At 74.0% G+C, this 20351-nt stretch carries 13 protein-coding genes; 5 read left to right on the top strand and 8 right to left on the bottom strand.

Features of this window, described 5'->3' with window-relative positions; genetic code table 11:
- Positions 1–26 precede the first annotated feature (26 nt).
- The 4 genes from ACFYUV_RS39630 to ACFYUV_RS39615 form a co-directional block, all read right to left on the bottom strand.
- Entirely contained in the window at positions 27–1070 is a 1044-nt protein-coding gene (locus tag ACFYUV_RS39630; RefSeq protein WP_364336749.1) for a ketoacyl-ACP synthase III family protein, read from the bottom strand.
- 20 nt (positions 1071–1090) lie between these two features.
- Positions 1091–1345: a phosphopantetheine-binding protein gene (locus ACFYUV_RS39625; RefSeq protein WP_358301306.1), complete on the bottom strand. Its 255-nt coding sequence runs from the start codon at positions 1343–1345 to the stop codon at positions 1091–1093.
- Positions 1342–2352, bottom strand: a complete 1011-nt coding sequence (locus ACFYUV_RS39620) for a ketoacyl-ACP synthase III family protein (protein ID WP_387678389.1) — start codon at positions 2350–2352, stop codon at positions 1342–1344. Before ACFYUV_RS39620 ends, ACFYUV_RS39625 begins: the two co-directional genes overlap by 4 nt.
- A gap of 348 nt (positions 2353–2700) precedes the next feature.
- Positions 2701–4020, bottom strand: coding sequence for a cellulose binding domain-containing protein (locus ACFYUV_RS39615; RefSeq protein WP_387678386.1), 1320 nt, complete (start codon positions 4018–4020; stop codon positions 2701–2703).
- Between the two features lie 432 nt (positions 4021–4452).
- On the opposite strand from ACFYUV_RS39615, the gene ACFYUV_RS39610 reads away from it, so the two are divergent.
- Entirely contained in the window at positions 4453–4671 is a 219-nt protein-coding gene (locus ACFYUV_RS39610) for a hypothetical protein (RefSeq protein WP_352356146.1), read from the top strand.
- A 79-nt stretch (positions 4672–4750) separates the two neighbouring features.
- Here the strand turns inward: ACFYUV_RS39610 and ACFYUV_RS39605 are convergent, their stop codons facing one another.
- The 3 genes from ACFYUV_RS39605 to ACFYUV_RS39595 are packed head-to-tail and all read right to left on the bottom strand — an operon-like array spanning position 4751 to position 8452.
- A complete protein-coding gene (locus tag ACFYUV_RS39605) occupies positions 4751–5965 on the bottom strand; it encodes an ROK family protein (protein WP_387678382.1) in 1215 nt (404 codons plus the stop codon).
- A gap of 31 nt (positions 5966–5996) precedes the next feature.
- Positions 5997–7772, bottom strand: coding sequence for a sensor histidine kinase (locus ACFYUV_RS39600; RefSeq protein ID WP_387678379.1), 1776 nt, complete (start codon positions 7770–7772; stop codon positions 5997–5999).
- Positions 7769–8452 carry a response regulator transcription factor gene (locus ACFYUV_RS39595; protein ID WP_358301322.1) on the bottom strand — a complete coding sequence of 228 codons (684 nt, stop codon included), beginning with the start codon at positions 8450–8452 and terminating at the stop codon, positions 7769–7771. The genes ACFYUV_RS39600 and ACFYUV_RS39595 overlap by 4 nt, the downstream gene beginning before the upstream one ends.
- 90 nt (positions 8453–8542) lie before the next feature.
- Between ACFYUV_RS39595 and ACFYUV_RS39590 the strand changes: the two genes are divergently transcribed.
- A complete protein-coding gene (locus ACFYUV_RS39590) occupies positions 8543–9322 on the top strand; it encodes a L,D-transpeptidase (RefSeq protein ID WP_387678376.1) in 780 nt (259 codons plus the stop codon).
- Between the two features lie 29 nt (positions 9323–9351).
- Positions 9352–9603, top strand: a complete 252-nt coding sequence (locus ACFYUV_RS39585) for a hypothetical protein (protein WP_387678373.1) — start codon at positions 9352–9354, stop codon at positions 9601–9603.
- On the opposite strand, the gene ACFYUV_RS39580 is transcribed toward ACFYUV_RS39585, so the two are convergent.
- Complete coding sequence (locus ACFYUV_RS39580) at positions 9604–9774, bottom strand: hypothetical protein (protein ID WP_387678370.1); 171 nt, start codon at positions 9772–9774, stop codon at positions 9604–9606. It abuts the gene before it with no gap.
- Positions 9775–10525: 751 nt separating this feature from the next.
- Between ACFYUV_RS39580 and ACFYUV_RS39575 the strand changes: the two genes are divergently transcribed.
- A complete protein-coding gene (locus tag ACFYUV_RS39575) occupies positions 10526–15271 on the top strand; it encodes an amino acid adenylation domain-containing protein (RefSeq protein WP_387678367.1) in 4746 nt (1581 codons plus the stop codon).
- The coding region (locus ACFYUV_RS39570; protein WP_387678364.1) for an amino acid adenylation domain-containing protein at positions 15268–20351 on the top strand (5084 nt) is incomplete at its 3' end. The genes ACFYUV_RS39575 and ACFYUV_RS39570, both read left to right, overlap by 4 nt.

The following is a 20351-nucleotide window of genomic DNA, read 5'->3' as shown; positions in this document are numbered from 1 at the left end:
CCATCTGCGTTCGTTTCCCTTCGATGTCAGGCCCAATGAGGAGTTTCGAGAATTTCGAGCACGGCCCCGGAGACGGTCACCCCTGGCCCGGTGCCGAGCATGAGCAGGTGGTCGCCGGGGCCCAGCTGCCCGGTCGTGAGCAGGTGGTCGAGGGAGAGGACCTGGTCGCCGGCCCCGCAGTGGCCGATGGTGCGGCCGTAGTCCCAGGTGGAGCGGGACATGGGCAGGTCGACCACGGCCATGCACCGCTGTTCGACGATCTCCTCGGAGTAGTTCATGAACGCCACGCGGGTCAGGTCGCGGGCCTCGATCCCGCTCTCGTCCAGCACGCGCTCGACGATCTCCATCAGCGCCCGCTGGATGTTGAACAACGCCGCGCCGGCCTCGCCCTTGGGCATGACCTGCTGCCGGAACTGCTCGTTGCGGGCCGCGAAGCTCATCCGGCGCCCGACCGTGACGCCCGGCGGGAACAGCGGTTCGCTGCCCCGGTGCAGCTCCTCGGCCTCGGCCACCGTCGTCGTGCAGACCGACGCCAGGCGGGCGAACCCGCGGTCCTTGGTGAGGACGAGCGCGGCGGCGGCGTCCCCGCCGATGTAGCCGGGGCCCATCCGCCACCGGTCCATCAGCGGGGTGCCGTAGTTGTCGGCGGCGACCAGCAGGGCGGCCTGCCTGCCGGGCGCGGCGGCCAGATGACCGGCCGCCAGTTCCAGGGCGATGAACATGCCGTTGCAGCCCTGCCGGATCTCGGTGGCCAGCACGTCCCCGCCGACGAGATGACGTTGCAGGTAGGAGTGCGGGGGCCAGCCGTCCGGGCCCTGGTGCCAGGTCGAGGCGTACAGGAGGAGATCGAGGTCGCCCGGCGCCCGGCCGCTGCGCTTGATCGCGCTGCGCGCCGCGTGCAGGGCCATCTCCGGAGCCGGCACGTCGCCGGCGACCACCGTCCCCGCCAGGTTGTGCAGCTCGGCGTCCTCCGCCGGGTACCAGCCCTTGGCGACGGCCTTCTCGACGCTGACGACGGTCCTGGGCAGGTAGGTTCCCACGCCGCCGATGTAGGTGTCCGCGTACCGCATGACTTCCGTCCTCGTCCCGGCTAAGCGGATCGGAGTTCTCTGACCATCGTCACGATGGTCGCGACGTCCCTGAAGTTCTCGGGGTCGAGCATGGCGGCGGTGACCCGGACGCCGACGTCCTTCCTGAGGAAGTTCAGCAGCCGCGCCGTGCGCAGGGAGTCCAGGAGGCCCGACACCAGGAGCGGGGTCGTCTCGTCGACCTTGACGTCGTCGCCGTCCAGGACGAGGTTGTCCTGGACGAACTCGACCAGCCGCCGGGTGAGGTCGTCGCTCACGCGCGTGCTCCTCTCGTGACGGGAGCGGTGGACAGGATCCGGAACGCCGCCGCGGCGACCGACGTGCCGGAGCCGAAGCCGACCATGAGCAGGTGGTCGCCGGGCACGAGCCCGCCGGTCGCGATCAGGTGCTCGAAGGCGATGAACTGGTCGACCGCGCCGCAGTGGCCGACGCGCCGGCCGTAGTCCCAGGTCGTCTGGTCCTCGTCGATGCCCAGCCAGGACATCTGCCCGTCCAGGTCCTCGCGGCGGCCGTGCGGGAAGGCCACCCGGGTGATGTCGGCGAAGCCGATCCCCGCCTCGTCCAGGGTCTGCTCGACCTGCTGCATCATCGTCTTCTGGATCGTCAGGTGGATGCCGGTGCCCTGCGCCTTGAGCAGCCGCTGCCGGAACTCCTCGTGCCGGTCCCCGAAGCTCAGCCCCCTGCCGACGGTGGCGTCCGGGGGGAAGAGCGGGTAGGCGCCGTCGTTGACCGCGTCGGCCTCGGGGATCACCGTCATGTTCACCGACAGCAGCTCGGCCATGCCGTAGTCCTTGCCGAGGACGAGCGCGGCCGCGGCGTCGCCGATCAGCGCCCCGGGGGTCATCCGCCAGCGGTCCACCAGCGGAGTGCCGTGGTTGTCGGCGGAGACCACCATGGCCGTCTCCCGGTCCGCGGCGGCCTGGAGGTAGCTCGCCGCCAGCTCCAGCGAGCTGATCATCCCGACGCAGCCGCTGCGGATCTCGTGCGCCGGCACGCCGCCGCCGAGGAGGTGCATCTGCAGGTAGTGCTGGGGCTGCCAGCCGTTGGGGCCCTGGTGCCAGACCGACGGGTAGAGCAGCAGGTCCAGATCGCGCGGGGAGGACTCGCCCCACCGCTCGTAGGCGTCCAGGACCGCGAGCCGCGCCATCTCCGGCGCCGGCATGTCGCCGGCCACCGCCGCGCCGATCTGCCGGTACCTCTCGGCGTCCGCGGCCGGGTACCAGCCTTCGCGGACGGCCTGCTCGACGCTCACGCTGTCAGGCACGTAAACGCCCAGGCTCCTGACGAACATGTTGGGTGTACGCACACGCCCCCTAACTCATCGACGAATCCCGGACAACGGCCCGCGACAGGGAAAAGCGCTTATCCGATTTATTTCCGAGGAGTCACATGGCCCCCGGCCGGTCGGTGAATACGACGGTAAATGAGCCGGCGGGCCGTCCCGGGTAAGGATAGGGGCGGCCCGTCGAATAACGCAATAAGGTGATCCGCGACCTTCCGTGACCGAGGTTCGACGGAACGTGGCGCAATAAGGGAGAGCCGCTATTCAGCTCCCCGCCGCGGATTCGCCGAATAAAATTCGGGAATCCGCGGCGGCGGAACCCGGGTCGTCTCAGGCGGGCACTCTCGTGCAGACGAGGTTGTTGAGCTTGAACTGGGCGGGAATGTCGTTCGTCCCGGTGACGGACGCCGAGAAGCCGAGGCTCTGGCTGGAGCCGGGGCCGATGTAGGTGTTGGTGCCGGCGTCGCGGGCGGTCACCTGCGTGCCGGTCTGGGTCACCGTGGCGTTCCAGGCGTTGGTGATCAACTGGTTGCCCGACCAGGCCCACGTGGCGGTCCAGCCGTAGATGGGGGTCGTGCCGGTGTTCCTGATGGTCAGGCTGCCGTTGAAGGCGCCGTTCCAGACCTCGGTGGCGTAGGTGACCTCGCAGGAGGTGCCCATCTTGAGCCCGCCGCGCAGGAAGGTCGTGAAGTTGGGCCAGGTGGGGTCGAGGGTGCCGGTGCCGACGGTCTCGCCGCAGTTCTTGGTGGTGCGGACGGTCTGCGTGCCGTAATGGGCGGGGTCCATGACCTGCGGCATCATGTGGTCGGCGCCGGGCACCGAGACGAAGGTGGCCGACCCGCACTGAGCCTTGATCTTGTTGTAGAGCAGCACGCTCTGGCCGTGCGGCACCAGGAAGTCGGCCTGGCCGTGCAGGAACATCAGCGGCGGGTCGTTGGCGTCGACGTACGTCATCGGGTTGGCCTGGGCCACCGTGGCCGGGCAGGTCTGGATGGGGCAGCCGACCAGCAGGGACTCCGGCGAGGCGGGCGAGTTGTGGTCCAGCCCGCCGGTCGGCAGGTTCTGCGCGTTCATCTGCAGGAAGTCGGTGGGGCTGTAGAAGGCGAGCCCCGTCTGGACGGCGCTGGAGACGCCGGTCGTGCCGATGGCGCCCTCCAGCGCCGAGACGCCGCCGGACAGCGTGGCCATCTCCGTCAGCCAGCCGCCCGAGGAGTCGCCCATGATCGCGAATCGGTTGGGGTCGAGCTGGTACGTGGCGGCGTTCGCGCGCAGCCAGCGGATCGCCGCCTTGATGTCGTGCACCTGGGCCGGGAAGATCGCCTGGGCGCTGGAGCGGACGCTGACGCCGGCCACCGCGAAGCCCAGCGGGTTGAAGATCGCGGCAATGGCGTCCGCGCCGGCTTTGCCGTCGTCGCTGCTCCACGCCGAGCCGGTGTGCCAGATGATCAGGGGCCGGGGCGTGATGCCGGTGGCGGGCAGGTAGAGATCCAGCAGATGCCCTCTGCTGCCGGCCGGTTGCGCGGGCGCGTAGGCGATGTCGGTGATCGTCTGCGTCGCGTGTGCCGGCGGCGCGAAGGCCGCCGGCACACCGACGGCGGCCAGCACGGTCATCGCCAAGCCGACGGCGGCCGTGCGGATTCGAGCTTGCATGGTGCGACTCCGGTTGGTCGGATGGTCGCCGCTTCCCGGGTGGCCGTCCGTGTCTCGTTCGATGGCAGGGCGGCCGTGATGAGCACGCCGACCTGTAGCGCCTGTGAGAACAACGTCCTGTTCGAGTGTCGCGGCTCACATCGATATGGGCGGGGAGACGATATGACACCTACGCGACAATGGTCAAAGTTTTCGAAGTTTCGTTTCCCTTAGAACGGGAAAGCGGCATAAATCGTACTTTGGGGCCGTAAGGCACGGAGACGGCCCCAGATCATCCATGGCATGCACAGCCGGTCGGATACACCCCCACGGCGTCTTTCACGCCGATGAAAGTTTCATGACCCGGCGGCCGGTGATTCCGCCGCGACAATCCCACCGGAGCCGTGAGTGATAATGTCCACCGACATGATCTCCCCAGTCGCAGGAGGACGAATGCGAAAGGCACGCGCTGTTCTCGTCTCGGCCGTCATGGTCCTTGGAGTGTCGCTGACGATCGGCGCCGCCCCGGCGAACGCCGAGAGACTGGCGGGCGTCTTCAGGGAGCACGCGGAGTGCGAGCGGATCGGCACCCAGGGCGTCGACCAGAACTGGTGGGACGACTATTCATGCCAGTGGGAGAGCAAGTACAGCTACTACTTCCTCTACGCCTGACCCCGTGAGACGCACGCCCCCCGGGCCCGCGGATCGAACCGGGGGCGCGTGCGCCCGCCGCGATCGACGGACGGCCGGCTCAGCGAAGGGCGGCCAAGGTGGTGAGGGGGTTGTCCAGGAGACCGGCGAAGGCGAGTTCGGCGGCTCCGGCGAGCGTGGTGTCGTCGCCCAGGGCCGTCACGGCCAGGCGGACCCGTTCCCGCGACACCGGCAGCACGTGCGCGTCGATCCGGGCACGGACGCGCGACTCGGCGCCCGGATAGACGTCGCGCAGCATCCCGCCGAAGACCACGAGCGCCGGGTTGAACAGGTTGATGAGGTTGACGACGCCGACGCCGAGCCAGTCGCCGACGCGGTCGAGGGCGTCCCGCGCCCTGGCGTCACCGGCGCGGGCGAGGGCGACGACGGACCGGATGCCGTCGCGGCCGACGAGGTCGCCGGACCGTCCCGCGTAGTCGAGCAGCGCCTCCTCCCCCACCTCGGCCTCCAGGCAGCCGCGCGACCCGCACAGGCACGGCCGGCCGTCGAACGGGTTGACCAGCATGTGCCCGAGTTCGCAGCCGTAGCCCGTGTCGCCGTCCAGGAGTTCGCCGCCGACGATGATCCCGCCGCCGACGCCGACGTCCCCGTGCAGGTAGACGAGGTTGTCGGCGTCACGTCCCGCGCCGCGCACGTGCTCGGCGATCGCCCCCATGTGCGCCTCGTTGCCCACCTCGACGGGCAGCCCGAGGCCGAGCCCGGCGCCGAGTTCCGCGCCGAACGCCTGGTCCACCCAGCCGAGGTGCGGCCCGTACCGCACGGTGCCGTCGGTCCGCCTGATCAGCCCGCAGTACGAGGCGCCCACCCCCACGCACAACGAGCCCGGCCCGGCCCCGGCGACCAGCTCGCGGCCGAACGCGGCCAGGACCCCGACGACGTCCTCCAGGTCGACCCCGGCGCGGGCGCGGACGGCCTCCCTGCGGTCGAGGACCCGGCCGCCCAGCCCGACGCGGGCCGCGACCAGCCGGTCCACGGCGACGTCGAACGCCAGCCCGTACACCGTGCCCGGCTCGGGCATGACGACGATGGACGGCCGCCCCGCCCGCCCCCGCCCGGCCGGCACGCCCTCGCGGACGAGCCCGGCCGCGGCGAGTTCGGCGGTCAGGTCCATGATGGTGCTGCGGTTGAGACCCATCCGGCGGCCGAGCGCGGCGCGTGACACCGCCCCCTCGTTGTGGACGCGCCGCAGCACCTCGCTCAGGTTCCGCTGCCGCATCTGCTCCTGCGTGCGCACGCCCACCGCCGATCCCGTCATCCCCGTCACCCTAGGACGTTTCCTCACAGGATCACGGTCGTGCCGGAAGGCGCAAGGTGAAGGTGGTGCGGACGCCCGGGGTGCTGGCGGCCGTGGCGGTGCCGCCGTGCGCCTCGGCCAGGTCGCGGACGATCGCGAGGCCGAGGCCGCTGCCGCCGGTGCGGCGGTTGCGGGACTTCTCCGCCCGCCAGAACCGGTCGAAGACGTGCGGCAGGTGCTCGGCGCGGATGCCGATCCCCGTGTCGGTCACCTCGATGACCACGTGGTCGCCGTCCTGGCGGGCGGCCAGCGTGATGTGCCCGCCGGCCGGCGTGTAGCGCAGGGAGTTGGTGACGAGGTTGCCGATGGCCTGGCGGAGTCGTACGGGGTCGGCGGTCAGGGTGGGGGCGCCGGTGATGCCGGTGGTCAGGGTGAGCCCGGCGGCCTCGGCGCGGCCTCGGTGGGCGGTGGCCACCTGGTCGAGGAGGTCGCCGAGGTGCACGGGTTCGAGGTGCAGGCGCAGCTTGCCCGCGTCGGCGAGGGCGAGGTCCTGGAGGTCGTCCACGATGTGCTGCAGCAGCAGGAGCTCCTCGACCAGGGAGGCGATCAGCGCGGGGTCCAGCTCGGCGACGCCGTCCTGTGCCGCCTCCAGCCAGCCCCTGAGGTTGCTCAGCGGGGTGCGCAGCTCGTGGGAGACGTCGCTGACCATGGCCTTGCGCTGCTCCTCCATGCGCTGGAGGTGCTCGGACATCTCGTTGAACGCCGTGGCCAGCTCGCTGATCTCGCCGGTCGTCCTGACCTGGACGCGGGCGGAGCTGTCCCCGTCGCGCATCCGCCGGGCGGCGTGGGTGAGCGCGTTGACCGGGCCGACCAGGCGCCTGGCCGCCATGACGCTGACGCCGACGGTCAGCACGAGCACGAGGAGGGCGGCGCCGGCGATCGAGGGCAGCGGGATGCGCGGGCCGGTGGCCTCTGCCGGGGATCCGATGTACAGGTAGGCGGCGGGGGCGACGTAGGGGTCGAGCTGTTCCTTGCGGGCGGCGACGATGCAGGACGAGATCGTCTGGCCGGGCTCGGCCTCCGAGGACGCCGGCCGCTTCTCCTTGGGAACCCAGGTGAGGTCGATGCCGACCGAGCCGCGTTCCGCGCCCTTGCCCTTCAGGCATCTGCCGACCAGCACGTTGAGCTGCTTCAACGCGGCCCTCTCGGTGCGCGTCGGCGTGTTGAAGGTGACCGCGTCGCAGGGGGCCGTCACCGCCGGGGCCGGGCTCGGCTCCTGCGGGACGCCCTCGCCGGTCGTCGTCACGGAGGGCCGGCCGGTGTGGGAGACGCTCGTCCGGACGGGCTGCCCGGTGCGTCTCATGCAGGCGGCGTAGGCGTCGGCGGCCTTCCCCAGCCGGGCCCGGTCACGGTCGGGCAGCAGGAAGGGGCCCACCGCGCGCGGATCGATGCGGTCCTCGGCCGCCCCCGGCACCAGGGTCACGTCCACGGCCAGCGGATCGACGACGGCCGACACCCGGGCGGGCAGCGGGGTCCCGGCGGCCGCCGAGTCCGCGATGAGGGCGCCCTTCTCGGTGGTCAGCGCGACGCGGCGACTGTTGGCGGCGGCGAGGTCGCGTACGGTGGCGGCGACGCCGGACCAGTCGGGATGGCGGGAGGCGTAACCGAGCAGGCTGTTGTTGATCTGGGCGTCGCTGGCCAGCGTCTGGCCCTGCTCGCGCTGGATCGCGCCGGAGGTGCTGTTGGCGGCCAGCCACGCCGTCGCCGTGATCGAGCAGACCGCCACGACGGCCGAGCTGGTGAGCAGCCGGACGAACAGCGACCTCATGCCTGGGTCAGCTTGTAGCCGACGCCGTACACGGTCAGCAGCCGGGACGGGCGGCGCGGGTCGGGCTCGATCTTCTTGCGCAGGTTCATCACGTGCACGTCGACCGTGCGCTCGGTGATGAACCGGTCGAAGCCGTGGACGCGCTCCAGCAGCTGCTTCCTGGTGAACACCCGTTCCGGCTCGGCGGCCAGCGTCTCGACGATCCGGAACTCCGCGAGCGTGCAGTCGACCGGCGTGCCCGCCACGGTGACGGTGTGCCTGACCGGGTCGACGACCAGGTCGCCCGCCCGGAACAGCCGGCCGGTCTCGGGCGCCCTGCCGGTGCGGCGCAGCAGCGTGCGCACGCGGGCCATCAGCTCGCGCGGGCTGTACGGCTTGGTCATGTAGTCGTCGGCGCCGAGGTCGAGCCCGAGCAGCAGGTCGTCCTCGGTGGACCGGGCGGTCAGCATCAGGATCGGCAGGTCGGACTCGGCGCGCAGCACCCGGCAGACGTCCAGGCCGTCGACCTTCGGCATCATCACGTCGAGCAGCACGAGGGCGGGGTCCCCCTGCCGGGCCTCGTCGATCGCCGAACGTCCGTCGTGCACGACGCGGACCTCGTGGCCCTCGCGCTCCAGGTAGCGCCTGAGCAGTTCGGCCTGCTTGGGGTCGTCCTCGGCGACCAGCACGTACGCGCACATGGCCCGAGGTTATGCGCACTGCGCGAGTGCATACGGGATCCGCATGACAGGCAAACAGGTTCCACACATTCTGCCGCCAGGCTGCGCCGGGTGAGAACCAACCTGCTTCGTACGGCCGCGGCGACGGCACTCGCCCTCCTGCTGGCGGGCTGCGCGGGCAGCGCAGGCAGTGCCGTACGACCCGACCCCGCGCGCACCACGGCGGGCACCACGGCGAGCACCGCGGCGGGTACCGCGGCGGGCACCATCGCGCGCACCGAGCCGGCGGGCGGCGCCGGATCGAAGATCGCGAGCGTCAAGGGGGCCCGGATCACGATCTACCGGGACAGACAGCGCGCGGCCCAGAGGACGATCACCAGCCCCAACGACTACGGCGCGACGCGCGTCTTCCTGGTGGAACGCGACGAGGGCGACTGGCTCCAGGTGCTGCTGCCGATCCGGCCCAACGGCAGCAAGGGCTGGATCAAGGCCGCCGACGTGACGCTCGCGGAGACCTCCCACCGCGTGGAGATCGACCGCGCGGCGTTCCGCTTCACCGTCTACGACGGCGACCGGCCGGTCAGGACGGGCAAGGTCGCGACCGGCGAGGCCGGGACGCCGACGCCGCCGGGCCGCTACTTCTTCACCGAGCTGGTGAGGCCCACCGGCGACGGCGGGGCCTACGGCGCGTACGCCTTCGGGCTGAGCGGCTTCTCGCCGGTGCTGAAGAGCTTCGCCGGCGGCCCCGGCCAGCTGGCGATCCACGGGACGAACAAGCCGTCCGCCATCGGCACGCGGGCCAGCCACGGCTGCGTCCGGGTCAGCAACGACGACATCACCTGGATGGCGAAGAACCTGGCGATCGGCACTCCGGTCGTCGTCAAGGGCTGAGGCCCTGTTCGAAGGATGAGAGGAACCCTATGAAGATCAGAACCATGCTGGTCGGCGGCGTCGCGGCGCTGGCGCTCGCGGCGGGCCTCGCCGGGCTCTCGGGGACGGCCTCGGCCGAGCCCAAGAAGCCCGCCGCAGTGCCCGCAGCAGTGCCCGCAGCAGTGCCCGCGGCGGGCCCCTCCGCGGCGCCCTCCCCGGTGCCCGCCGAAGGCCGGCCCACGGTGGAGCAGACGGCGGGGCCGAGGGAGCCGGTCGCCGTCAAGCCGCGGTACACCGGCTGATCACGACCCGTCGCCGCCGCGTGACGTCCGTCCTCTCCTGCCCGTCGGCCGCGTCGGCGGCCTGGCCATCACGGGCAGGAGCAGGGCCCGGACGCCACGGCGCCGCGTGCGGGCGGCCACGCCGTCCTTGACCACGCACACCACGGCGTCCGTGACGCCGCCCCTGAGCACGCACGCCACGACGTCCGTGACGTCGCCCCTCCCCCGCCGGGGCCCGACCCCGGCGGGGGCCTCTTTTTCCGAGCCCTCCTCTGCGCCAGCACCCCAGGGCCTTTCCCGTCGCGGCTCCCGACCTCACCGTCCCGTGAGGTCCCGCGACGGATGTGCTTGCCCGTCCGCGCCTTCTGTTGCGCGGGGTTGACGAGAACCCTTCTCCGGATGTCAACAGGACCCTTACATTTCGCCCTCTTTCGCGCCTTTCGACCCCGTTTGCGGGACCGCCCCGGCGAAGAGGATCATGTCGGTGTGGCGTTCCGGAGCAGTGGCGAGAAGGCCGCACTCCTCGCCCATGTCCGGAGCCGGGGGTCTGCCTGTCGCCGGTCCAGGAGGTTCGCGCGCTCCGGCCGACGCCGGGCGCCGGGACGTCGCTGACCGCCTGCCGAGCCATCCCGCGCCCACCGGCCGACGACGCGCCCTCCTGCAAGCAAGATCATGGCAGGTTCCAAGTCAGCGGCAAGCCGGGTCACCGATGCTGTTGCGCGGACGACCATGGGCGAAAGGAGCGGTAACCGCAGAACACGACATTTGCCGCGAATGCCCCCCGCCGCACCCGCCGACCGCGCGACACTGAACCGCCCGCACGACCCCGCACGACCCCACGCGCCCAGCGACGACCTCGCCCGGGCCCGCGTGCCGTCCCGAGGAACGGGCTGTTCCATACCGCCCACCCGGGCACGTTTGACCTTTGCTGGAAAGAGGACACATGACTACGGATGTGACGGGCGCGAACCGCCCTCCCACCGACTCGCCGGGACGCCTCCACGAGGCCCTGGAGGCGCAGTGCCGGCGGACACCCGATCGCCTCGCCGTCGTCGCGGGCACGAGCCGGATGACCTACGCCGAACTCGACCGCAGGGCCAACGGGATCGCCAACGCCCTGGCCGCGCGAGGTGTGGGACGCGGCGACCTGGTGGGCATCTGCCTCGACCGCGACGAGTGGCTGGTGCCCGCGCTGATCGGGGTGCTCAAGGCGGGCGCGGCCTACGTGCCGCTGGACCCGGCCTACCCGGCCGAGCGCTTACGTTTCATGGCCGAGGACGCCGCCATGACCGCGGTGGTCACCTCGGCGGCGCGGCGCGAGACCGCGGCGCCGACCGGCGCGGACACCGTGCTCGTCGACGACGTGACGCCCGCCGCGCACGGGCCGCGGGTGCCCGGCGAGCCGGGCGACGCCGCGTACGTGATCTACACCTCCGGCTCCACCGGCCGTCCCAAGGGCGTGGTCGTGGAGCACCGCAACACCCTGAACCTGGTGCGCTGGGAGGCGTCCGCCTACACCGCCGAGGAGCTGAGCGGCATGCTCGCCGGCTCCTCCATCTGCTTCGACGCCTCGATCACCCAGATCTTCACGCCGCTCTTCGCCGGCGGGACCGTGATCATGGCGGACAACGTCCTGGCGCTGCCGACGCTGCCGGCCCGCGACGAGGTGCGCACGGTCTTCGGCGTCCCGTCCGCGCTGTCGGTGCTGCTGCGCGAGCCGCTGCCGGACGGCGTGCGCATGGTGCTGTCCGGCGGCGAGCGGCTGACCGCCGCGCTGGTCGCGCGCGTGTACGCCAACCCCGGTGTGCGCCGCGTGCTCAACATGTACGGCCCCACCGAGTGCACCACCGGCTCCACCCTGTTCGAGGTGAGCCGCGACCACCAGGGCGACCCGCCGCTGGGCGGGCCGATGGCGAACGCGCTGCTCAGCGTGCGCGACGCCGCCGGCAACCCGGTCCCCGAGGGAGAGGTCGGCGAGCTGTGGATCGGCGGCCCGAACGTGACCCGCGGCTACCTGGGCCACGACTCGCAGGCGTTCGGCACCGACCCGGACGGCACCCGCGTCTACCGCACCGGCGACCTGGTCCGGCGGGTGGATGGCGAGCTGCGCTACGTGGGCCGCGCCGACGACCAGGTCAAGATCCGCGGCTACCGGGTGGAGCTGGGCGAGGTCGAGTCGGCGCTGGACCGCCATCCCGCGGTGCGCCGCGCCGTCGTCCTGGCGCACACCGACGACGACGGCATCGCCTACCTCGTCGCGCACGTGGCCGCCTCCGGCGTGACCGAGCCCGAGCTGCGCGACTGGCTGCGTGACCGGCTGCCCGACCACCTGGTCCCGGCCAGGATCGGCGTGACCGGCGACCTGCCGATCGCCCCCACCGGCAAGGTGGACCGCGCGGCCCTGCCCAAGCTGGGCGCCGCCCGGACGGGGAGCGCGGCGCCGGTCGCGCCCCGGACGGACGACGAGCGCCAGGTCGCCGAGGTGATCGCGGACGTGCTGGGCCTGCCGGAGGTGGGCGTGCACGACCGGTTCGCCGACCTGGGCGGGCACTCGCTGGCCGCCGCCCGGGTGGTGACCGAGCTGTCCCGGCGGCTCGGGCACACCGTGCCGCTGGCGACGTTCCTGACCGAGCCGACCGCGGCCGGGCTGGCGGCGCGCCTGCGCGAGCCGGGATCGGCTCCGGTGCGGCGGACCGGCCGGACCCGGCACCCGCTCACCGCCGCGCAACGCGAGTTCTGGACCTTGCGCCAGCTCCATCCGCACAGCCCGGTCACCACCGTGTCGATCCGGCTGCGCGTGCGCGACCTGAGCGGGAGCGCGCCGCTGCGCCGGGCGCTGGACGCGGTCCTGCGCCGGCACGAGGCCCTGCGCAGCACGATCTCCGTCGGCGGGGACGGCGTCCCGTACGCGGTCGTGCACCCGCCCGTCGCCGTTCCCCTGGTCGAGCATCCGGCGGGCGCGGACCCGGTGAAGGTGGCCCGGGCGGCGGTGGAGCACGTGTTCGACGTGACGACCGAGGTGCCGTTGCTGCGCGCGAGCCTGTGCCCCGTCGGAGAGGGCGTGGCCGAGCTGGTGCTCGTGACGGACCACATCGCCTTCGACGGCGGTTCGACCGGCGTGCTGATGGACGAGCTGGCCGCCGAGCTGGCGGGTGAGCCCGTCCCCGAGCCGGCGGTGCAGCTCGGCGACGTGGCGGTGCGCGAGCAGGAGGACCGGCCCGACCTCGCGCGGCTGCGGGAGTTCTGGCGCGACGAGCTGGCGGGGGCGCCGGTGGCGGGGCCGCCGCCCGGCGACCTGACGACATGCCGGGTGATCAGGCCGCTCACCGAGGAGTTCACGGACGGCGTGGCCGCGCTGGCCCGCGCGTGCGGCGCGACCCCGTACGCCGTGTACCTGGCCGCGCTCGCCCTGGCCGCCGGGGAGCCGGACACGCTGGTCGGCATGGTCGCGGCGCGGCGCGCCCGGCCGGAGCTGGCCCGGGTCGTCGGGCCGCTGATCGACACGGTGCCGGTGCGGCTGCGGCCGGACGCCGCGCCGACCTTCCGCGACCTGGTCCGGCAGGCCGGGCAGGCCGCCACGCGGGCGCTGGTCCACCAGGAGGTCCCGCCCGCCGACGTGCCCCGCGCCCCGGTGCTGCTGGCCATGCAGCACGCCGAGGTGCCGGTGCGCGCCGGATGCCTGGAACTGCTGACCGAGGTCGGCCCGGGCGCGGCGGTGCACGAGTTCAGCGTGCTCGTCAACCGCACGGCCGCCGGCGCCGAGCTGCACCTGGAGTACGCGGTCGCGCTGCTCGGCCGGGAGGCGGCCGGGGCGTACCTGGACCGGCTGCTGTGGCTGCTGCGGCGCGTGGTGGCCGAGCCGGACCTGACGATCGCCACGTTCGAGCCGGTCACCCCGGACGAACGCGCCGCGCTGCTGGCCCGCGCGGCCGGCCCCCGGCTGCCGGACGACCTGCCTCCGGTGCCGCTGTCGCTCGCGGCGAACGCGGGTGGCGCGGCGGGCACGGCGGTGGTCGGCCCGGACGGCGTCGCCCTGAGCCACGCCGAGCTGAACGACCGCGCCGACCGGATCGCGGCCGGGCTGCTGGCGCACGGCGTGTCGCGCGGCGACGTGGTCGGCGTGCACGTGCCGCGGGACGAGATGTTGCCCGCGGCGCTGCTGGGCGTGTGGCGGGCGGGGGCGGCGTACCTGCCGCTGGACCCGGAACACCCGGCCGAGCGGCTGCGCCTGCTGGCCGCGGACGCCGGCGCCCGCGTGGTCCTCACCCGCAGTGGGACGCCCCTGGAGACGGCGCCCGGCGAGGACGGGCCGGTGACGCTCGACGTGGACCGGCTCGCGGCGGGCTCCCGCGCGGACCTTCCCGAGGTGCGCGCCGAGGACCTGGCGTACGTCACCTACACCTCCGGCTCCACCGGCGCCCCCAAGGGGGTCGAGGTCGCCCACGGCGCCCTGGCCGCCCTCGTGGCCGGGATGATCTCGACGCTCCGCCTCGGCCCGGCCGACGTGCAGCCCGCGGTCGCGCCGCTGAGCTTCGACGTCTCCGCCTCCGAGCTGTGGAGCGTCCTGGCCGCCGGCGGCACGTCGGTGGTGGTGGACAGGGCCACGGCCACCGACGGGCACGCGCTGGCGGAGCTGATCACCACCAGCGCGGCCACGGTGATCGACCTGGTGCCGACCGCGTACCGGATGCTGATCGCGGCGGGCTGGGCGGGTGACCCCGCGCTGCGCGCCGTCGCCGGCGGGGAGGCGCTGGACCCGGCGCTGGCCGAGCAGATCCTGCTGCGCGTCGGCGAGTTGTGGAACGCCTACGGGCCCACCGAGACCACCGTCACCTCCATGCTGCACCGGGTGCGCGCGCACGAGGGCGACCGGGTGCCGATCGGGTCGCCGATGCCGGGCGAGCGGGCGTACGTGGTCGACGCGCGGCTGCGGCTGGTGCCGCCGGGCGCGGTCGGCGAGCTGCTGCTGGGCGGCGCCGGGGTGGCCCGCGGCTACCGGGGCCGTCCGGACCTGACCGCGGCCGCCTTCGTGGCCGACCCGTTCACGCCGGACGGTCGCTGCTACCGCACCGGCGACCTGGCCCGCCGGCGGCCGGACGGGACTCTGGAGTTCCACGGCCGCCGCGACCACCAGGTGAAGGTCCGCGGCTACCGGATCGAGCTGGGCGAGGTCGAGGCCGTGCTGCGCGAGGTCGCCGAGGCCGCGGTGACCGTCGCGGGCACGGACGCGCAGGCCCACCTGGTCGGCTACGTCGCGCCGGAGACGGCGGACCTGGCCGCGGTCGAGCGGCACGCCCGGTCCCGGCTGCCCGGCCACATGGTGCCGCGCCGCTGGGTCGCGCTGCCGGCCCTGCCCACGCTGCCCAGCGGCAAGGTGGACCGCCACGCGCTGCCCGAGCCGGACGCCGGCCCGGCCCCGGCGCGGGTCGAGCCGGCCACCGAGGCCGAGCTCCTGGTGGCCGCCGTCTGGGCCGAGGTGCTCGAACGGCCCGAGGTCTGGGCCGGCGACGACTTCTTCGCCCTCGGCGGAGCCTCGTTCGCCGCGACCAGGGTGGCCGCCCGCCTGCGCGAGATGTTGCAGGTCACCGTGCCCGTGCGGTTGGTGTTCGACCGGCCGGTGCTGGCCGACTTCGCCGCCGCGCTGGAGGAACTGCTGGCCGCCGACCTGATGGAGGGGAACGAGGGATGACCGAGGTACGTGAGGACCGGATCGCCGAACTCGTCCGGTCCAGGCTCGCCGCCGCCCTGAAGCAGAAGGAGCAGGCCGCCGTCCCCCGGATCCCGGCGACGTCGGCCGCGGACATGCCGCTGTCGCCGGCGCAGGAGCGGCTGTGGTTCCTGGCCCAGCTCGAACCGGGCACGCCCGCCTACAATGTGCCGCTGACGCTGCGGCTGCGCGGCCCGGTGGACGTCGCCGCCCTCACCGGCGCGGTGGCGGACCTGGCCGAGCGGCACTGGATCCTGCGCGGCGTCATCGAGGACGGGCGCGTGCGGCCCGTCGCCGCCGTGCCGGTGCCCGTGGTCGACATGGTGGCCGCCGGCCCGGCGGAGCTGGAGCGGGAGCTGGCCGACCACGCCTGGCGGCCGTTCCGGCTGGACGCCGAGCCGCCCTTGCGGGCCACGCTCTACCGGCTCGGCGACGAGGAGTGCGTGCTCGCGCTCACCCTGCACCACATCGCCACCGACGCCTGGTCGGAACGCGTCCTGCTGGACGATCTCGCCCACCTGTACGCCGCCCGCCTCGGCCTGGAGCCGCCCCCCGCTCCCCCGGCCCTGCAGTACGCGGACGTGGCCGCGTGGGAGGCCGGGCGGCCCGACGCCGACCTCGACTGGTGGGCCGCCCACCTGGCGGGCCTGCCGCCGGTGCTCGACCTGCCGCTCGCCCGCCCGCGCCCGGCCGTCCCCACGTGGGAGGGGGCGGCGGTCGCGGTGGAGGTGCCCGAGGCGTTGTCGGCGAAGGTGCGCGCGGTGGCCGGGACGTCGCCGTTCATGGTGTTCCTGGCCGGGTTGCAGGCGTTGCTGAGCCGCCTGTCCGGCGTGGACGACATCGCCGTCGGCGTGCCGCACGCGGGCCGCCACCACCCCGACGCCGAGCGGGTCGTCGGCTGTTTCATCAACACGCTGGTGGTGCGCGGCGACACCGCGGGCGACCCGACGGGCGCCGAGCTGCTGGCACGGGCGCGCACGGCGGCGCTGGACGCGTTCGCGCACGCCGGCACGCCGTTCGAGCGGGTCGTGGAGCGCCTGCAGCCGGAGCGGAACCTCGCGGTCACGCCGCTGTTCCAGGTGATGCTCAACGTCTACGACACCGGCGCGCCGCTGTCGCTGCCGGGGCTGACGGTCGAGGCCGGGACGCCGCCCGCGCCCACCGCCAAGTTCGACCTGAACCTGGAGCTCGGCGACGACGGCACCCGTTTCTCGGGCGAGTTACGCTTCCGCACGGACCTGTTCGACGAGGCCACCGTGCACCGCCTGGCCGGCTGGTACCTGGAGCTGCTGGACGGCATGCTCACCGACCCCGACGCGCCGGTACGGCTGCCGGCCGGCGACGACCTGCGCGGCCGGGACGCCGGCCTGCCCGTGGACGTGCCGCTGCACACGCTGGTCGAGCGGATGGCCGACGCGCGCCCCGACGCGGTCGCGGTCGGCTCGCTCAGCTACGCGGAGCTGGACCGCCGCGCCAACCAGGTGGCCCACTGGCTGCTGGAGAGCGGCGTACGGCCGCAGGAGCCGGTCGGCGTGCTGCTGGAGCGGCGGCCCGAGCTGGTGGTCGCCGTGCTCGGCGTGCTCAAGGCGGGCGCCGCCTACCTGCCGCTCGACCCGGTCTACCCGGAGCGGCGCAACCAGGCGGTGGTGGCCGACGCCGGAGCGCGGATCGTGCTCACCGGCGCCGAGCTCGCCGCCGCGGCGGAGGCGTCCGGCGAGCGTCCCGGCGTGGCGGTGCGGCCGGAGCACCTGGCGTACGTGATCTACACCTCGGGCTCGACCGGACGGCCGAAGGGCGTCGCGGTCGAGCACCGGCACATCACGCACTACCTCGGCGCGGTGGCCGAGGTCGTCCCGGCGGGGATGACGTCGTTCGCGCTGGTCTCCACCGCCGCCGCCGACCTGGGCATGACGAACCTGTGGTGCGCGCTGACCACGGGCGCCACCCTCCACCTGATCGACCACGAGACGGCCACCGACCCGGCCGCGTTCGCCGCCCGCCTGGCGGCGCACCCGGTGGACGCGATCAAGATGGTGCCCAGCCAGCTCGAACTCCTCGGCACGGCCGCCCTGCCCGCCAAGCTGCTGATCCTGGCCGGCGAGGCGGTGCCGGCGGACCTGGTCGCGCGGGTCCGGGCGGCGCGGCCGGACCTGGAGGTGCAGATCCACTACGGCCCCACCGAGACCACGGTGTCGGTGCTGGCCTGCGACGCCGGCCAGGCCCTGGCCGAGCTGGGGCCGGGCCGGGCGCCGCTGGGCCGGCCGCTGGCCGACGTGGTGTGCCGGGTGGCCGACCCGTCCGGGCGGGCGTTGCCGCCCGGTGTGCCCGGTGAGCTGTGGATCGGCGGGCCGAGCGTGGCCCGCGGCTACCTGGGCCGCCCCGACCTCACCGCGGAGCGTTTCACCGGCGGCTGGTACCGCACCGGCGACCGGGTCCGGGTGACCGGGAACGGGCTGATCGAGTTCCTGGGGCGGATCGACGACCAGGTGAAGGTGCGCGGCTTCCGCGTCGAGCTGGGCGAGGTCGCCGCGGCGTTGCGGGCCCTGCCGCAGGTCGCCGAGGCGTACGTGCAGCCGGTCGGCGACGGCCTGGAGCGCCGCCTGGCCGCCTGGGTGACGCCCGCGACGGTGGACGTGGCACAGGTACGCTCGGCGCTGCGCGAGCGGCTGCCCGACTACATGGTGCCGGCCGCGATCGGCGTGCTGGAGGCGTTGCCGCTCACCCCGAACGGCAAGGTGGACCGGGCGGCGCTGCCCGTGCCCGAGGCGGGGCCCGCGGTGCGGGTGCCGCTGGGCACGCCCGCCGAGCGCCTGGCCGGCGAGGTCTGGGCCGACGTGCTCGAACTCGCCGAGGTGTGGGCGGACGACGACTTCTTCGCCCTCGGCGGGCACTCGTTCGCGGCGACCCGGGTGGCCGGGCGGCTGCGGGAGCGGCTGGGCGCGGCGGTGCCGGTGCGGCTGCTGTTCGAGCACCCGGTGCTGGCCGACCTGGCCGCCGCGCTGCCCCGTCCGGCCACTGCGGCGCGCGTGCGGCGCGCGCCGGCGGACGGGCCGGTGCCGCTGTCCGGGGTGCAGGCCAGGCTGTGGTTCCTGGCCCAGCTCGAACCGGACAGCAGCGCCTACAACGTGCCGGTGGCGCTGCGGCTGCGCGGCCCGCTGCGCGCGGAGGCGCTGCTGGACGCGGTGCGTGACCTGGCCGAGCGGCACCACGTGCTGCGCGGCGTGGTCGACGACGCCGGCCCCGAGCCGGTGATGGTGATCCGGGACGCCGCCGAGGTGCCCGTCTCCACCGCGCGCGTGGACCGGTCCGAGGTCGAGGACGTGCTGGCCGGGCACCTGGCGACGCCGTTCGCACTGGACCGGGAGCCGCCCATGCGGGCGGTGCTGCTCACCGTCGGCGATCCTGGGGACGACGACGAGCACGTGCTCTCGCTCACCTTCCACCACATCGCCACCGACGCGTGGACGCGCGGGCTGCTGCTGTCGGAGCTGTCCGGCCTGTACGCCGCCCGCCTCGGCCTGCGCCCGCCGCTCGACCCGCCCCCGGCGCAGTACGCCGAGGTGTCGCCGGTCCCCGACCCGGCCGACCTGGACTGGTGGGCCGGGCACCTGGACGGCCTGCCGCCGGTGCTCGACCTGCCCACCGACCGGCCGCGCCCCGCGGTGCCCGACCCGGGCGGAGCCGCGCTGGACCTGGAGCTCCCGGCGGAGCTGAGCGAGCGGATCAGGGCGGTGGCCGCCGCCTACCGGTCCACGCCGTTCATCGTGCTGCTGGCCGGGTTGCAGGCGCTGCTGGCCCGGCTGTCGGCGAGCGCGGACATCGCGGTCGGCGTGCCGGTCTCCGGCCGCGACCACCCGGACACCGAAGGCGTGGTGGGCTGCTTCCTCAACACCGTGGTCGTGCGGACCGACGTGGGCGGCGACCCGACCGGGCGCGACCTGCTGGCCCGCGCGCGGGAGTCCGCGCTGGGCGCGCTCGCGCACGCGGGCACGCCGTTCGACCGGGTGGTGGACCGGCTGCGGCCGGAGCGGAACCTGGCGGCCACGCCGCTGTTCCAGGTGATGCTCAACTACGTCCCCGGCGTGGCCGGGGCGGAGCTGCCCGGCCTGGAGGCGTCCGAGATCCACCTGCCGGAGCTGACCACCAAGTTCGACCTGAGCTGGCACGTCGTGGACGACGGGCCGGGTGCGCCGCTGCGCGGCGGGCTCGCCTACCGGACGGACCTGTTCGAACCGGGCACCGCGGCCAAACTGACCCGCTGGTACGCCGCCCTGCTCGACGGGCTGCTCGCCGACCTGGACACGCCGGTGGGCGCGGTGCCGCTGGAGCCGGTGACCGGCCCGGCGCTGGCCGGCGGGCCGCCGCCGGAGCCGCCCGCCGGGGCGGTGCACCACCTGATCGAACGCTGGGTGGACGAGACCCCCGGCGCGCCGGCCGTGGTGGGGGCCGACCGCGCCCTGACCTACGCGGAGCTGGAAGCGGCCGCGAACCGGATCGCCCACTGGCTGCTGGAAGCCGGGGTGAGCGCCGACGAGCCGGTCGGCGTGCTGCTGGAGCCGGGCGCGGACCTGGCGTGCGCGTTGTTCGGCATCCAGAAGTCGGGCGGCGGCTATCTGCCGATGGACCCGGCGTACCCGGCGGCGCGGATCTCCGCGATGCTGGAGGCCGCCGGGGTGCGCGCCGTGGTGACGGTGAGCGAGTTCGCGCCCCTGATCGGGGACGGCAGGCAGGTGCTGACGCTGGACCGGCCGCCGTCCCTGCCGGACACCCGGCCCCGGGTGGACGTGCTGCCGGAGCACCTGCACCACGTGATCTTCACGTCGGGGTCCACCGGCACCCCCAAGGCGGTGGCCGCCGAGCACGGCGGCGTCCTGAACTACCTGGGCGGCATGCTGCCGCGCATCGGCGTGCCCGGCGGGTCGTTCGCCGTGGTCTCCACGCCCGCCGCCGACTTCGGTCTGACCTGTGTGTTCGGCGCGCTGACCACCGGCGGGACGGTGCACCTGGTGCCGCGCGAGACCGCGATGGACCCGGCCGCGTTCGCCGGTTACCTGGCCGAGCA

Origin of the sequence: Nonomuraea sp. NPDC003560 (assembly GCF_042878785.1) — a bacterium.
Classification (GTDB): domain Bacteria; phylum Actinomycetota; class Actinomycetes; order Streptosporangiales; family Streptosporangiaceae; genus Nonomuraea.
Note: the sequence above shows the minus strand (reverse complement) of the source record. Positions and strands in the feature narration are given on the sequence as shown.

What these genes read in the sequence shown, in the direction of transcription:
- ACFYUV_RS39615 (WP_387678386.1), bottom strand. Translation starts at nt 4,020, where the DNA reads ATGCAAGCTCGAATCCGCACGGCCGCCGTCGGCTTGGCGATGACCGTG.
- ACFYUV_RS39585 (WP_387678373.1), top strand. Translation starts at nt 9,352, where the DNA reads ATGAAGATCAGAACCATGCTGGTCGGCGGCGTCGCGGCGCTGGCGCTC.
- ACFYUV_RS39600 (WP_387678379.1), bottom strand. Translation starts at nt 7,772, where the DNA reads ATGAGGTCGCTGTTCGTCCGGCTGCTCACCAGCTCGGCCGTCGTGGCG.
- ACFYUV_RS39630 (WP_364336749.1), bottom strand. Translation starts at nt 1,070, where the DNA reads ATGCGGTACGCGGACACCTACATCGGCGGCGTGGGAACCTACCTGCCC.
- ACFYUV_RS39575 (WP_387678367.1), top strand. Translation starts at nt 10,526, where the DNA reads ATGACTACGGATGTGACGGGCGCGAACCGCCCTCCCACCGACTCGCCG.
- ACFYUV_RS39595 (WP_358301322.1), bottom strand. Translation starts at nt 8,452, where the DNA reads ATGTGCGCGTACGTGCTGGTCGCCGAGGACGACCCCAAGCAGGCCGAA.
- ACFYUV_RS39610 (WP_352356146.1), top strand. Translation starts at nt 4,453, where the DNA reads ATGCGAAAGGCACGCGCTGTTCTCGTCTCGGCCGTCATGGTCCTTGGA.
- ACFYUV_RS39605 (WP_387678382.1), bottom strand. Translation starts at nt 5,965, where the DNA reads ATGACGGGATCGGCGGTGGGCGTGCGCACGCAGGAGCAGATGCGGCAG.